16 protein-coding genes are annotated in these 13,670 nt (G+C 59.1%); 10 read left to right on the forward strand and 6 right to left on the reverse strand.

Features of this window, described 5'->3' with window-relative positions; genetic code table 11:
* Nucleotides 1–43: 43 nt before the first annotated feature.
* Nucleotides 44–3,388: a carbamoyl-phosphate synthase large subunit gene (gene carB / locus ACR3FB_RS03980; protein ID WP_480564320.1), complete on the reverse strand. Its 3,345-nt coding sequence runs from the start codon at nucleotides 3,386–3,388 to the stop codon at nucleotides 44–46.
* 177 nt (nucleotides 3,389–3,565) lie between these two features.
* Here carB and ACR3FB_RS03985 point away from each other — a divergent pair, with 177 nt between their 5' ends.
* From ACR3FB_RS03985 to aspS, 4 genes are all read left to right on the forward strand, one after another.
* The gene (locus tag ACR3FB_RS03985) at nucleotides 3,566–4,693 is read left to right on the forward strand and encodes an aminodeoxychorismate synthase component I (protein WP_425085154.1); all 1,128 of its coding nucleotides are present in this window, start codon (nucleotides 3,566–3,568) and stop codon (nucleotides 4,691–4,693) included.
* Entirely contained in the window at nucleotides 4,648–5,292 is a 645-nt protein-coding gene (locus ACR3FB_RS03990; protein ID WP_425085155.1) for an aminotransferase class IV family protein, read from the forward strand. The genes ACR3FB_RS03985 and ACR3FB_RS03990 overlap by 46 nt, the downstream gene beginning before the upstream one ends.
* A complete protein-coding gene (locus tag ACR3FB_RS03995; RefSeq protein WP_480564323.1) occupies nucleotides 5,289–5,960 on the forward strand; it encodes a CPBP family intramembrane glutamic endopeptidase in 672 nt (223 codons plus the stop codon). The genes ACR3FB_RS03990 and ACR3FB_RS03995 overlap by 4 nt, the downstream gene beginning before the upstream one ends.
* A 77-nt stretch (nucleotides 5,961–6,037) precedes the next feature.
* Complete coding sequence (gene aspS, locus ACR3FB_RS04000) at nucleotides 6,038–7,813, forward strand: aspartate--tRNA ligase (RefSeq protein ID WP_480564327.1); 1,776 nt, start codon at nucleotides 6,038–6,040, stop codon at nucleotides 7,811–7,813.
* 426 nt (nucleotides 7,814–8,239) lie between these two features.
* On the opposite strand, the gene ACR3FB_RS04005 is transcribed toward aspS, so the two are convergent.
* Entirely contained in the window at nucleotides 8,240–8,956 is a 717-nt protein-coding gene (locus ACR3FB_RS04005) for a response regulator (protein ID WP_480564330.1), read from the reverse strand.
* A 135-nt stretch (nucleotides 8,957–9,091) separates the two neighbouring features.
* On the opposite strand from ACR3FB_RS04005, the gene mce reads away from it, so the two are divergent.
* On the forward strand, nucleotides 9,092–9,496 hold the full coding sequence (gene mce, locus ACR3FB_RS04010; protein ID WP_170555832.1) for a methylmalonyl-CoA epimerase: 405 nt from the start codon (nucleotides 9,092–9,094) through the stop codon (nucleotides 9,494–9,496).
* A gap of 21 nt (nucleotides 9,497–9,517) precedes the next feature.
* Complete coding sequence (locus tag ACR3FB_RS04015) at nucleotides 9,518–9,790, forward strand: DUF1467 family protein (RefSeq protein ID WP_170374730.1); 273 nt, start codon at nucleotides 9,518–9,520, stop codon at nucleotides 9,788–9,790.
* 2 nt (nucleotides 9,791–9,792) lie between these two features.
* Here the strand turns inward: ACR3FB_RS04015 and ACR3FB_RS04020 are convergent, their stop codons facing one another.
* From ACR3FB_RS04020 to ACR3FB_RS04030, 3 genes are all read right to left on the reverse strand, one after another.
* A complete protein-coding gene (locus tag ACR3FB_RS04020; RefSeq protein WP_480564333.1) occupies nucleotides 9,793–10,485 on the reverse strand; it encodes an EI24 domain-containing protein in 693 nt (230 codons plus the stop codon).
* Entirely contained in the window at nucleotides 10,482–11,060 is a 579-nt protein-coding gene (locus ACR3FB_RS04025; protein ID WP_480564336.1) for a nitroreductase family protein, read from the reverse strand. The genes ACR3FB_RS04020 and ACR3FB_RS04025 overlap by 4 nt, the downstream gene beginning before the upstream one ends.
* A 187-nt stretch (nucleotides 11,061–11,247) precedes the next feature.
* The gene (locus tag ACR3FB_RS04030; RefSeq protein WP_170460576.1) at nucleotides 11,248–11,487 is read right to left on the reverse strand and encodes a hypothetical protein; all 240 of its coding nucleotides are present in this window, start codon (nucleotides 11,485–11,487) and stop codon (nucleotides 11,248–11,250) included.
* Nucleotides 11,488–11,607: 120 nt separating this feature from the next.
* On the opposite strand from ACR3FB_RS04030, the gene ACR3FB_RS04035 reads away from it, so the two are divergent.
* The 4 genes from ACR3FB_RS04035 (at nucleotide 11,608) to ACR3FB_RS04050 (ending at nucleotide 13,278) form a co-directional block, all read left to right on the forward strand.
* Nucleotides 11,608–12,309: a M48 family metallopeptidase gene (locus tag ACR3FB_RS04035; protein ID WP_480564339.1), complete on the forward strand. Its 702-nt coding sequence runs from the start codon at nucleotides 11,608–11,610 to the stop codon at nucleotides 12,307–12,309.
* Complete coding sequence (locus tag ACR3FB_RS04040; protein WP_170480391.1) at nucleotides 12,306–12,674, forward strand: YigZ family protein; 369 nt, start codon at nucleotides 12,306–12,308, stop codon at nucleotides 12,672–12,674. Before ACR3FB_RS04035 ends, ACR3FB_RS04040 begins: the two co-directional genes overlap by 4 nt.
* 68 nt (nucleotides 12,675–12,742) lie before the next feature.
* Nucleotides 12,743–12,994: a DUF6455 family protein gene (locus tag ACR3FB_RS04045; protein ID WP_480564340.1), complete on the forward strand. Its 252-nt coding sequence runs from the start codon at nucleotides 12,743–12,745 to the stop codon at nucleotides 12,992–12,994.
* A gap of 14 nt (nucleotides 12,995–13,008) precedes the next feature.
* The gene (locus ACR3FB_RS04050; protein WP_170468240.1) at nucleotides 13,009–13,278 is read left to right on the forward strand and encodes a DUF6455 family protein; all 270 of its coding nucleotides are present in this window, start codon (nucleotides 13,009–13,011) and stop codon (nucleotides 13,276–13,278) included.
* 23 nt (nucleotides 13,279–13,301) lie between these two features.
* On the opposite strand, the gene ACR3FB_RS04055 is transcribed toward ACR3FB_RS04050, so the two are convergent.
* A complete protein-coding gene (locus ACR3FB_RS04055) occupies nucleotides 13,302–13,544 on the reverse strand; it encodes a CDGSH iron-sulfur domain-containing protein (protein WP_480564343.1) in 243 nt (80 codons plus the stop codon).
* Between the last annotated feature and the right edge of the window lie 126 nt (nucleotides 13,545–13,670).

Consider the following 13,670-nt stretch of genomic DNA (forward strand, 5'->3'; position numbering starts at 1 on the left):
CGGTCAAAGACCGGGGGTTTTGCTTTTTTCCTTGTGTTGCAAGTCAGCCCTGCAGCGACTTCACTTCAACATCACCTTCGGCCTGTGCCTTGATCGCCAACGCTGCGGCGTAGCTGGCGGCGGCGGTGGTGAAATAGGGGATCTTGTCATAAAGAGCGATTGAACGGATCGATCGGCTGTCTTCCACCGCCTGTGCGCCTTCGGTTGAGTTCATCACCAACTGAACACCGCCGTCTTTCATCAGGTCAGTCACATCGGGGCGTCCCTCATAGACCTTGTTGACCACTTCGCAAGGTACGCCCTGCGCGTCCAACCAGGTTTGCGTGCCGCGTGTGGCGACCAGTTCAAAGCCCTGATCGACCAGAACGCGCGCGGCCTCCAACATATCCGGCCCTTTGTCGGCATCCTTGATCGAGATGAATGCGCGGCCCGATAACGGCAGCACCATGCCAGCGCCTATCTGTGCCTTCAGGAAGGCGCGCGGGAAGTCGCGATCCCAGCCCATGACCTCACCAGTAGAGCGCATTTCCGGGCCCAGAATGGTGTCGACGCCGGGGAAGCGGGCGAAGGGCAGCACGGCCTCTTTCACCGAGAACCACGGCATGTCCGGGTCGGCCAGCGTCATCTGGTCGGCGATCTTGCTGTCGTCGACTGTTTTGTAGGGCGGGCGTTTCGGGAAGTCCGCCAGTTTCTCACCCGCCATGACCCGCGCGGCGATTGACGCAATCGCGCTGTCGGTGGCTTTAGCGACGAAGGGAACGGTCCGCGAGGCGCGGGGGTTTACTTCGATCAGGTAGATCTCACCATCCTTGATCGCGAACTGAACGTTCATCAGGCCGACCACGTTCAACGCTTTGGCCAGTTTGAACGCCTGTTCTTTGATCTGCTCGATGATCTCTTTTGACAGTGAGTAGGGCGGCAGTGAGCAGGCCGAGTCGCCCGAGTGAACGCCCGCCTCTTCGATATGCTGCATGATACCCGCAACGTGAACGTCGGTGCCATCGCACAAAGCGTCCACGTCCAGCTCCACCGCACCCGCCAGATAGCTGTCCAGCAGAACCGGGCTGTCGCCCGAGACCACAACAGCCTCGTTGATGTAGCGCCGCAGCTGATCCATATCGCGCACGATCTCCATCGCGCGGCCACCCAGAACGTAAGAAGGGCGGATCACCAGCGGGAAGCCGATCTCTTCGGCGATCTCAAACGCTTGTTCATCGGTCGAAGCGATGCCGTTCTTGGGCTGTTTCAGGCCCAACTCGTTGACCAGCGCCTGGAAGCGTTCCCGGTCTTCGGCCAAGTCAATCGCGTCGGGCGTGGTGCCGAGGATCGGAATGCCTTCGGACTCAAGCGCGTTGGCCAGTTTCAATGGAGTCTGGCCGCCGAACTGGACGATGACGCCGTGCAGCCTGCCGTTTTCCTGCTCTTTCGTCAGGATTTCCATGACGTGCTCAAAAGTCAGCGGCTCAAAATACAGACGATCCGAGGTGTCATAGTCCGTCGAGACCGTCTCGGGGTTGCAGTTGACCATGATGGTCTCATACCCCGCGTCGGTTAGCGCGAAGCACGCGTGACAGCAGCAATAGTCGAACTCGATGCCCTGACCGATGCGGTTCGGGCCACCGCCGAGGATGACGACCTTTTTGCGATCACTCGGGCGCGCCTCACACTCGACTTCACCCATCATCGGAGCTTCGTAGGTCGAGTACATATAAGGTGTCTGCGCTTCGAATTCGGCGGCGCAGGTGTCAATGCGTTTGAACACGGCCTTTACGCCCAGATTGCGGCGGGCGCGGCGGACGTTGTCTTCGTCACGGCCAGTCAGGTTGCCCAGACGTGCGTCGGTGAAGCCCAGCATTTTCAGTTTTCGGATGCCGTCCTCGGTGACCGGCAGGCCGTCCTTGCGGACCTGACGTTCGGCCTCGATAATCTCGCGGATTCGGGCCAGGAACCACGGGTCGAATTTGGTGACACCGAAAATTTCGTCGTCACTCAAGCCGTGGCGCATCGCTTGCGCGATGGTGCGCAGACGGTCGGGGGTTTGCTGGCTGATTGCCTTGATCACGGCGGCCTTGTCTTCGGCTTCGTCCCATACGCCAATATTCAGGCCGGGAATTTCGATTTCATCAAACCCGGTGAGGCCTGATTCCATCGAAGCCAGAGCCTTTTGCATCGATTCGTGGATGGTGCGGCCGATGGACATCGCCTCGCCCACCGACTTCATCGCGGTGGTCAGGTAGGGCTCGGAGCCCGGGAACTTCTCAAACGCGAATTTAGGGATCTTGGTGACGACATAGTCGATGGTTGGCTCGAACGAGGCGGGTGTGACCTTGGTGATGTCATTGTCCAACTCGTCCAGCGTATAGCCGACGGCCAGCTTCGCGGCGATCTTAGCAATCGGGAAACCGGTCGCCTTGGACGCAAGCGCCGAGGACCGCGATACGCGCGGGTTCATCTCGATTACGACCATGCGGCCATCTTCTGGGTTGATCGCCCATTGCACGTTCGAACCACCTGTCTCGACGCCAATCTCGCGCAGAACAGCGATCGAGCCATTGCGCATGATTTGATATTCTTTGTCGGTCAGCGTCAGGGCCGGGGCCACGGTGATTGAGTCACCCGTATGCACGCCCATCGGATCGACGTTTTCGATGGAACATACAATGATCGCGTTGTCGGCAGTGTCGCGCACCACCTCCATCTCGTATTCTTTCCAACCCAACAGGCTTTCGTCGACGAGAATCTGATTGACCGGCGAGGCATCCATGCCCGAGCGGCAGAAATGGATGTAGTCCTCGCGGTTATAGGCCACACCGCCGCCTGTGCCGCCCAGGGTAAAAGCAGGGCGGATAATGGCAGGCAAACCGATCTCTTCCAGCTCATCCAATGCCATCTGCACGCCAGCATCCAGATCGGTGGAGCCGTCTTCGCGCTTGGGGGCGGTCACGATGGTCGCCTTGGGGTTCTCAAGGCCCAGCCGGTCCATCGCCTCGCGGAACAGGGCGCGGTCTTCGGCCATTTCGATGGCGTCGCGCTTGGCGCCGATCATCTCGACGCCGAACTTGTCCAGCACACCCATCTCTTCCAGCGCGAGCGAGGTATTCAGGCCGGTCTGACCGCCCATGGTCGGCAGCAGGGCATCGGGGCGCTCTTTCTCGATGATCTTGGCGACCACTTCGGGAGTGATCGGCTCAATATACGTCGCGTCGGCCAGACCCGGATCGGTCATGATCGTCGCCGGGTTCGAGTTCACCAGAATGACCCGGTACCCTTCCTCGCGCAGCGCCTTACATGCCTGAGCACCGGAATAGTCAAACTCGCAGGCTTGTCCGATAACAATGGGACCCGCCCCAATGATCATGATCGACTGGATGTCGGTTCTTCTCGGCATGGCCTTGTTCCTTCGATTGTCAGCGAGTCAGGGCACCGCCCCAGCGCCCAAATTGTCCTGCGTTATAGGGACCGCGCGAAAAGGTGCAAGAGGTATCGGGAACAGAGGTGAAATTGCCGCTTTCCCCCCTTTCCCTTGGCAGAGTATTCTCTATATCGCGCATCACGGCTTATGAGGATGCACTTGCGTATTCGTTTTGATCAGGGACCTGCCGGTCCGGGAACCCGGTTCGACCGGCCATCCCACATCATCCGGGCGGATGCCGCGGAGGAGGTGCCACACGCGTTGGCGGCCCTCGATGACGCGCGCGCGGCGGGCGGGTGGCTGGCTGGGTATGCGAGTTATGAGCTGGGCTATGTGCTGGAGCCTCGGCTGCATGGTTTGTTGCCGAAAGACCGGAAGCTGCCGCTGTTGTGTTTCGGGGTTTACGACGAGCCGGACCAAAGCACATTGCCCAAAGCCCATGGCGGCGTATCTGCGTTTCAGCCGCGTTGGGATGAGAGCCGGTACAGTCAGGCCTTTCAGGCAGTGCATTATGCTATCGGGGCTGGGGATATATATCAGGCGAACCTGACCTTCCCGATTGATCTGACGGTTGATGGAGACAGCGCGGCGCTATACGCGGCGCTTACATCCGGCCAACCGGTCGGCCACGGAGCGCTGGTTCAACAGGACGGGCTGCCCGACCTTCTTAGTCGCTCGCCCGAGCTTTTCTTCCGCACGGATGAAACCGGTCGGATCGAAACGCGCCCCATGAAGGGCACCCAGCCGCGCAGCGAGGACATGGCCGAGGACGCCCGCCGCCGTAATTTCCTGTCGTCAGATGAGAAGAACCGGGCCGAGAACCTGATGATCGTTGACCTGCTGCGCAATGATATCAGCCGCGTGGCGCTGCCCGGTTCGGTTCACGTGCCGGAGCTCTTCAAGGTCGAAACCTATGCCACGGTGCATCAGATGGTATCGCTGGTGCGGGCGCAGCTGCAGGTCGGGGCCGGGTTGTCCGACATCATGACGGCACTGTTCCCCTGTGGTTCCATCACCGGCGCGCCCAAGATCCGTGCGATGGAGATCCTGTCCGAGCTGGAGCCCTGGGCGCGTGATATTTATTGCGGAACCATCGGCTGGGCCGCGCCGGATGGCCGGTCGGAATTCAACGTCGCCATCCGCACACTGATGATGGACGATGGAAACGCCACCCTGAATGTCGGCGGCGGCGTGGTTTGGGACAGCACAGCCCCATCTGAATACGAGGAAGCCCTATGGAAAGCCCGCTTCGCCCACCAGTTGAGCCTGATTTCCGCCTGATCGAAACCCTTGGCTTTCAACCCGATCAGGGCTTCGTGCGGCGTGATCGGCACCTTGACCGCATGGCGCGCACGGCAAAGGACTTGGCGCTGTCCTTCGACCGCAATGCGGCGCTTGTGATATTGTCCGGCGTTACCAGCGATGCCCCCTTGCGGTGTCGGTTGACCATGGATGTCCATGGAGGCTTTGACCTGACCACGGCCGCGTTAGCTGGCAATCCTGAGATCTGGCGGTTGGGGATTTCTCAGACCCGGCTGAACTCGGACGACATATGGTTGCAGCACAAAACCACGCGCCGCGTGGTTTATGATACTGCCCGAGCCTCCCTGCCGGATGGCATTGACGAGCTGCTGTTCTTCAACGAGCGGGAAGAGCTGTGCGAAGGAACCATCACCAATCTGTTCATTGAAATGCCGGACGGGCGCAGGCTTACGCCTCCTGTGTCCTGCGGTCTTTTGCCGGGCATTCTACGCGAACAGCTTTTGGAGGAGGGTTGGGCCGAGGCCGTTCTAACCATGAATGATCTGAGTTCCGCCAAGGCGATTTATATGGGCAACTCTCTGCGCGGCCTAATCCCCGCAAAGCTGGTGGCACTATGAGCAACGACAGCGCGTTGGATCACCGACCGGTGGCGATGGGGCGTCTGCGGCTTGAGTTCGGTGCGTTCTTCGTTGCGGTCCCTCTGCTGATTGCAGTCCTGTTCCCGCCCAACTGGATGTTCCCGGCTTTGTTTGCATTCACTGGACTGGGCATTGTCCTGTTGCATGCCACACCGGGCTTCCAATGGGCCGAACTTCGCTACAATTGGGCAAACTGGTCGGTCCGTGAACTGGTCGCGTTCACGACAGTTACCGCACTGTTCTGCATTGCTCTTATCTACCTGACCCGCCCGGATGCCGCCTTTTTCCTGCTGAAACACCGGCCCGAAATGCTGGTGTTCATTTGGGTTGGCTATCCGCTCCTGTCTGCGCTACCGCAAGAGCTGCTGTTCCGCCCGCTGTTTTACCGCCGCTACCATGGGATCCTGCCTGAAGGCCGCAAGGCCGACCTCCTGAACGCGACCATCTTTTCCTTCGCCCATCTGATGTACTGGAGCTGGATCGTCGCCGTCATGACATTTGTTGGCGGCCTGCTGTTTAGCTGGGCCTATCGCAAACGAGGGTCCTTCTTCTACGCGGTGCTGCTGCACGCGATTGCGGGGAATATCATCTTTGCCGTGGGTCTGGGCGTGTATTTCTATTCCGGCAACGTTCAAAGGCCGTTTTGACGGCGCGACCCGCCTTGACTTTCCAAGCCTGACAGGGTGTATCGGCGCGACGAATTCTGCGCCCGAAGGGATATTCCATGCACGCCTATCGCAGCCACACCTGCGCCGCTCTGACCGCCGCCAATGTCGGTGAAACCGTCCGCCTGTCCGGTTGGGTGCATCGGGTCCGAGATCATGGCGGCGTGCTGTTCATCGACCTGCGCGACCATTTCGGTGTGACACAAGTTCTGTGCGACGGTGACAGCGCGGCTTTTGCCGAGCTTGAGAAAGTACGCTCGGAATGGTGTATCCGCGTCGACGGTTCTGTCAAAGCGCGTGACGCCGATCTGGTGAACCCGAAACTGCCTACCGGCGAGATCGAAGTCTACGTGCGTGAGCTGGAGGTTCTGGGTGCCGCTGAAGAACTGCCCTTGATGGTGTTCGGCGATCAGGAATACCCCGAGGAAACCCGCCTGCGCTATCGCTATCTGGACCTGCGCCGCGAGGCGATGCAGCAGAACATGACCCTGCGCTCGGACGTTGTGGCCTCGATGCGCCGCCGCATGTGGGATCAAGGCTTCCGTGAATATCAGACACCGATCATCACCGCCTCGTCGCCTGAGGGCGCGCGTGACTTTCTGGTGCCCTCGCGTCTGCATCCGGGGAAGTTCTATGCGCTGCCGCAGGCGCCTCAGCAGTTCAAACAGCTGATCATGGTGTCGGGCTTCGACAAGTATTTCCAGATCGCACCGTGCTTTCGGGACGAAGACCCGCGCGCGGATCGTTCGCCCACCGATTTCTATCAGCTCGATCTTGAGATGTCGTTTGTCGAACAGCAGGATGTGTTCGACACGATCCAACCCGTTTTGACCGGCGTGTTCGAAGAGTTCGGTGGCGGCCGCAAGGTCGATCAGGAATGGCCTCAGATTTCCTACAAGGATGCGGCCCTGTGGTACGGCTCCGACAAGCCCGACCTGCGGAACCCTATCAAAATGCAAGTGGTCTCCGACCACTTCCGCGGTTCTGGCTTCGCGATTTTCGCAAAGCTATTGGAGCAAGAAGGCACCGAAATTCGCGCCATCCCAGCGCCGACTGGCGGTAGCCGCAAGTTCTGTGACCGTATGAACGCCTTTGCGCAGAAAGAGGGACTGCCGGGGATGGGTTACATCTTCTGGCGCGATCAGGGTGAAGGGATGGAGGCCGCTGGCCCGCTGGCCAAGAACATCGGTCCCGAGCGGACCGAGGCGATCCGTCAGCAGCTGGGTCTGGGCGTCGGTGATGCAGCGTTCTTCCTGGGCGGCAAGCCGAAAGCCTTTGAAAAGGTCGCCGGCAAGGCGCGCGATGTGATCGGCGATGAGCTTGGTCTCACCGAGAAAGATCGTTTCGCCTTTGCCTGGATCGTGGATTTCCCGATCTACGAGCAAGACGAAGAAACCGGCGCGATCGACTTTGAACACAACCCGTTCTCGATGCCGCAGGGCGGTATGGAAGCGCTGAACGGCAATCCTCTGGACGTGCGCGGCTATCAGTACGATCTGGCCTGTAACGGGTATGAGCTGGTCTCGGGCGCGATCCGGAACCACAAGCCGGAAATCATGCTGAAAGCCTTTGAACTGGCAGGCTATGGTGAGGACGAGGTGAAATCCCGCTTTGGCGCCCTGTTCAACGCGTTCCACTACGGCGCGCCGCCACACGGTGGTTGTGCTGCGGGTATCGACCGGATCGTGATGCTGCTGGCGGACGAAGCCAACATTCGCGAGGTCATGATGTTCCCGATGAACCAACGCGCCGAAGACTTGATGATGGATGCGCCGTCCGATCCAAGCTCGGATCAATTGATGGAGCTGGGGCTTCGTATCATCCCGCAGGAATAAAGAAACTACCGCCCGCTTCAAGCGGGCGGTTTGCTTTTGAGGGGGTGAAACCAAGCAATTACTGCGTATCACCTGATCGGGTCGATCACTGGAGGCGAGAATGCGTGTGTATTTCCGTTCTGTCTCGCCACCTCAATCCCTGGATATGCCTGTGACGTTCTCGGGACGGTGGTGCCGCTCATTGCTTCAAGCAAACCTAACCTAGATCGCTTCGGGTTAAACCTGTGACACGAATACCCTGCCAGGCTTTCAGCGTTCTCGGGACATTGGTGTCACTTGATGATTCAGGTGAAACCCGAAACGCTTTAGTCCAGACGATTGGCCACCCCGACCCGTTTCGCCCGGATGGCCCGAGCCGAGCTGCGAGCCTGTCGGTACATCCACAAACACAACAAAAATGCGGTGATGAAATAGGCGGTGATCAATTCAGATAGCCTCTTTCTGCTGCAATCTGTCTTGAACGATCCCGGCAACTTGCGCAGCGCGGGCGGTGATCGGCGTGCCTTCGGATCGGGATGCGGCAAGGTCCTTTGCCGCCTTGATTAGTACCAGATCATTGGCCTCACGCGCGACGCTGCCGAGAAACTGGGCTGCATAGTCAAGCGTGCGGTGATCATTCGGACCGGCCAGCACATCGGCGATATGGGCCATGTCGTCCTGATAGGCGAGCGGGTCGGGATGGATCTGCTCATCCCGGACAGCGTGCAGCTCGCTGGGGCGGCGGTCTTCGGGCAGGAGTTCGAGAATGGTTTTTTGAAAGAAGGCCATGGATTTGATTGGTTTGTCCAAAAATCCATCCGCACCGGCCTGCATCGCCTCTTCGCGGGTGCAGTCATCGCCGGACATGCCAAGGATCACGCCGATCCGGGGGGTCGCCTGCGCCAGTTCGGCGATCAGATCAGCGCCCGAGCCATCTGGCAGCCCCATATCCACGACGATGATCGAGGGGCGATAGATCTGCAGGTGGCGTCGGGCCGATTTCAGGCAATCTGCACGCCGGATCCGCGCGCCGCTATGCAGGCACATCAGGCGGATCACGTCGCAGGAATATCGGCTGTCTTCGACAACCAGAATGGTCTGTCCCCGCAACGGTCGGGTCGCGGTGGGTGTGGCAATGGTGGTCAATGGTCCCGAATCGTCCATGGCAGCTCTCCTATCCAGCAGATGCCTAACGCTAGGAACTTCTGGCTAACACAGGGTTAACGGGCAATTTGGCGCACTTGTTCTTTGGCTGGGCAGCCCCCATAACCCAAGCAACGCAGGACAGAGGAGACTATCATGATTGGACGCCTGAACCACGTTGCCATCGCCGTTCCGGACCTTGAGGCCGCATCGGATCAATACCGCAATGCGCTGGGGGCCAAGGTGGGTGCGCCTCAGGATGAACCCGATCATGGTGTGACGGTTGTCTTCATCGAACTGCCCAATACGAAGATTGAACTTTTGTACCCCTTGGGCGAGGACAGCCCGATCAACGGGTTTCTGGAAAAGAACCCCGCCGGAGGTATCCATCATGTCTGCTATGAGGTCGACGATATCATCGCCGCGCGTGACCACCTGAAGGAAACCGGCGCGCGTGTGCTAGGCTCCGGCGAGCCCAAGATCGGTGCCCATGGCAAACCGGTGCTGTTCCTTCACCCCAAAGATTTCAACGGTTGCCTTGTCGAGTTGGAACAGGTGTAACGCCAGCCCGGAGGGCCTGACATGACTATCACTGCCGCTTTGGTTCTGTTTGCCGTCATCTGGTTCATGACGCTGCTGATCGTTCTGCCTATCCGTATCAAGACGCAGGGCGATCTGGGGGATATCGTTCCGGGCACCCATGCGGGTGCGCCGGAAGAGCATCACATGAAAAAGAAGATGTGGATCACCACCGGCATTTCGATCGTTCTGTGGGCGATCATAGCCGGGATCATCCTGTCTGGCGCGATTTCGGTGCGCGACTTCGACTGGTTGAACCAGCTGGAGCCGCGCTGACCTCAGGTGTTCGAAAGCTTGTGGTAGATATGGGTGAACGTGGCCGCCCCGAGGATCGGGATCACCAGGTTCACCAAAGGAACGGAAAGCGGGATCGCCATCAGCGTTCCTGCAGCCCAGATTGTGGTGACGTGTTTGGCGCGTAGCTTGCGTGCCCCGTCACGGCCCAAGCGGCGCATGGCGGCCAGCGTAAAGTACTCTCGACCCAGCAGAAATCCGTTCATCGCCCAGAAAATGAAGGGCGCGAAGGGTGGGAAGATCGCGTAGAGGATCAGTGCCAGAATATTGGCTAGGATCAGCACGCCTAAAAAGCCCAACCCATCCATGATGGCCTCGGAGACCGGTATCCTTGGAGCCTTGGGCAGGGTTGGATAGTGCTTGTCCTCAACGGCCTGCGCCACGTCCTCGAGAAAAATTGAGGTGATGGCCGAGGCGACCGGCACCATCAGGAACACCGGCAACACCAGCACCAGAAAAATGCCCGAGTAATTCAGCACGTCGTTCAACCAGGAAACCGTGCCAACAAATGGCAGTGAAATCTCGCTGCCGGATAGCGAATTGATGAACCAGATCGCGCCTGCGCAGGCGAGGATCAGCAACAGGATTGTCAGCCCGATGCCCCGAAACAGGACAGAGCGGAATTTTGGGTCTCCGATCTGACCCAGCGCTGCGAAAAACGCGTTGAGGATGATCATTCCGCGACCCATTCCGTCAGGGCGGCAACATCGGGCCGGGGGCGCTCGGGCGGGGCGCTGCCCTCGGTGGCGATGTGAATCAGGCCTGCGACGCTTTCATTGTCAGCCAGCCTAAATGCCTTTTGGCAGAAGGCTCGGTCGTGGGTCTGCCAGCCGGACAGCCAGTTGGCGCCCCATCCGGCGGCCAATGCCGCGTTCAACAGCGCCAGACAGACCGCGCCTGCCGAATAGGTCTGTTCGATGGCTGGGATTTTCTCGGACGGTTTCTGAACCTCGATCACGGCTACGGCCAGATGTCCCAAGTCGAACTGGCTGCGCGCTTTTGCGATGTCTTCGGGGCTTTTGCCCAAAGCGGTGCCGCATTCCTCGGTCAGGCTGGCCAGACGCGCCATGGCGCCTTTTTCCAGCACAATGAACCGCCAAGGCTCAAGCTTGCCATGATCAGGGCTGCGCGCGGCTGCGGTCAGCAGCGGCAACAGCTCATCCTGCGTCGGAGCCGGCGCGATCAGCGATTTTGCAGGGCGAGAGCGGCGCACCTGCAGAAATTCCAGCGCGGCGGGGTTTTTCAGGGACATATGTTAACTTCCTTTACATCGGCGGTTTGTATTTTGGTTGCCACGGCTTGGGTTTCAAGGGGCAGGACAAGTTCGCTGGGTCTTTTCCGGCCGGACGGTGGGGCCAACGGAAAAGGGGTTTGAATGGCTACATTTGGGATATCTAAGGCATCGGCGTGTCGCCGTCCATGCGCGTGCTCTAGGAGCCTTAATCCTGCGTTTCGCGAATTTGATAGACGCCTTCGGGCAGATCCAGCGCGGCTGCCAGATCACGTACCTGTTCAGGCGACAGTGTTATTTTCTGGACCTCTCCGGTACGGGGATCGAATTGCTCCAACGTTACACATTCCGCGAAGCTGTTGATGACAACGTCCTCGTTCAAAGGCTTGTCGCCCTCATCCACCAGAGTGATCACCGTCGAGTCGAATTCATGCTCAATCGAAAACATGACCTAAGAGTGCGCGCGACCGCCTCGCAATGCAAGTCGTTTGGGCGCGATCCGGGTATGGTCGTGCCGTCATACGCGCGCTATGTTCCCCTTAAGGCCTGACCGCTTGAAGGAAACGTGATGCGTCGACTCATTCTTCTGGTGATTGCACTGTTTCTGGCGGCATGCAGCGCAGAAACCCTGCGTGAGCAGTCTGTCGCCGAGTGGGAGGCCTCGGACGCGCCCGTGACGGTTGAGACCTTCCGCGAGGTGAGCCAGGCAATCGGTGACGAAGCACGCGCGCAATGTCTGCGTACCTCAAAGGGGCAGAACTGCGACTTCCGAATTCTGGTGGACTTGAATCCCAAGGCCCCGGCCAATGCGTTTCAGACACTGGACGATAAAAAGCAGCCGGTGATCATTTTTACCCGCTCGATGATTCAGTCTGCCCAGAACGCGGATGAGCTGGCCTTTGTCATGGGCCATGAGGCGGCGCATCACGTTCTGAGTCATATCGCCCGTCAAAGCGAAAACGCCAGCGCCAGTGCCGCGAAATTCGGAGACTTGGCGCGGTTGCGCGGCGGCAGCGACGCCGAGATTGAAGAGGCGCAGAAACTGGGCGCTAAAGTGGGTGTGCAGGCCTATGTCCAGACCTTTGAGCTTGAGGCCGATCAACTGGGTACAATCATTACCTATAATGCCGGATATAACCCCTTGGTCGGTGCCAAGTACTTCGACCGCATTCCGGATCCTGCTGACAAGTTCCTCAGCACGCATCCGCCCAACGCGCAGCGTGTGCAGATCGTTCAGGAAACGGCCCGGCAGCTTGGATTGACCCAATGACGGATGTGTTGCGGATGGGGGTCGTCCTGACGGACCGGGGCTCGAAATACGCGGTCTCGGGCGCTCATGTCGAATCGCGGGCCGAGATTGACGCGGTGCTGGACGCGCTGCGTTCGGACAAAAGCTACGCCAAGGCCACGCACAATACATGGGCGGCGGTTTTGCCGACTGGCGGGCTAAAGGCCGATGATGGCGAAAGCGGCGCTGGCATGGTGATCTTACGCATGTTGGAGCGTGAGGGACTGCGCAATCACGTGATCATCGTCACCCGCTGGTATGGCGGCAAGAAATTGGGCGGAGACCGCTTTCGTCGCGTTCAGGACGCCACGCGCGCCTATCTGGACCGGATCAGCGCCCCAACTTGACCTGAATCAAAGTCCTTTGGCCCATGCTTGCTACCCTGTTTGACAGCGCGACAGGGAAAGGACGCAACATGCCCAGCCTGAAATCACTGCGATTGCATGCCGGTTTGGTGGACGACATGGCAAACATGCTGGATGTCGATCTGGAGGAAGCCACGATCCGGGGCGATGTGTCTATGGACCAGCTTTCAGACGCAGTACTGCGCTGCACAGATTGCCCTAATCCCGACAATTGCCAAACGCTGCTGGCTCAAGCGTCGTCTCTAAGCCGGACCCCTGAATACTGCCGCAACAAAGACTTGCTGCATAAGCTGATGCCCTAGCGCGGGTTGGTAGGATGCCGCATCTGGGAAACATCATGACCCATTTCCGTCTGGTCCTGCGCATGGGGCAGACAACCGGCGCAGACCTTGTTCATGCGCATCGGTCCGGCAAGCTCAGCCAAGAGGAATGGGCCGAGATGATCCAGTTCTGCCGGGGGTGCTCATCCGCGCAGGATTGCCCCGAATGGATGGATCGGCAGGCCGCGGGCACAGACGCACCGCAGACCTGTCCGAATCGGGCGAAATTTGCCGCGCTCAAGGCCGCGCAAACAGAACAGGCCTGAAGTCTCAGGACCTGAAATGCCTTTCAGAGCTTGGAATGCGACCCGTCGCACAGGGGTTGCTTGGACGTATGTTTACACCCACAGAAGAAAACCTTTTTGCTGGCCTCAGCGGTGTATTTGACTGGCTCGAACGTGCTGCCTTTGTGGGAGCCATCGCAGAAAGGTTGCCGCTTAGACTGGCCGCAGGAGCACCAGAAATAGCTTTTCCCTTCTTCGACCTCGACAGGAATGGGGGAGTCTTGGGCGATGGTCGGCGATTGAGGCATTTGGCTACTCCGTCCTTTGGCTGATGTCTGAAAAAAGTCTAGGGTTATGTTTCGAAAAAGGTAGCCTGTCTTGGCGAGTAAGTCGCAAATTGCCGGTCATGCTGGCATGGAATCGCTGCGTTTCAC

It is taken from the genome of Ruegeria sp. AO1, assembly GCF_056535985.1.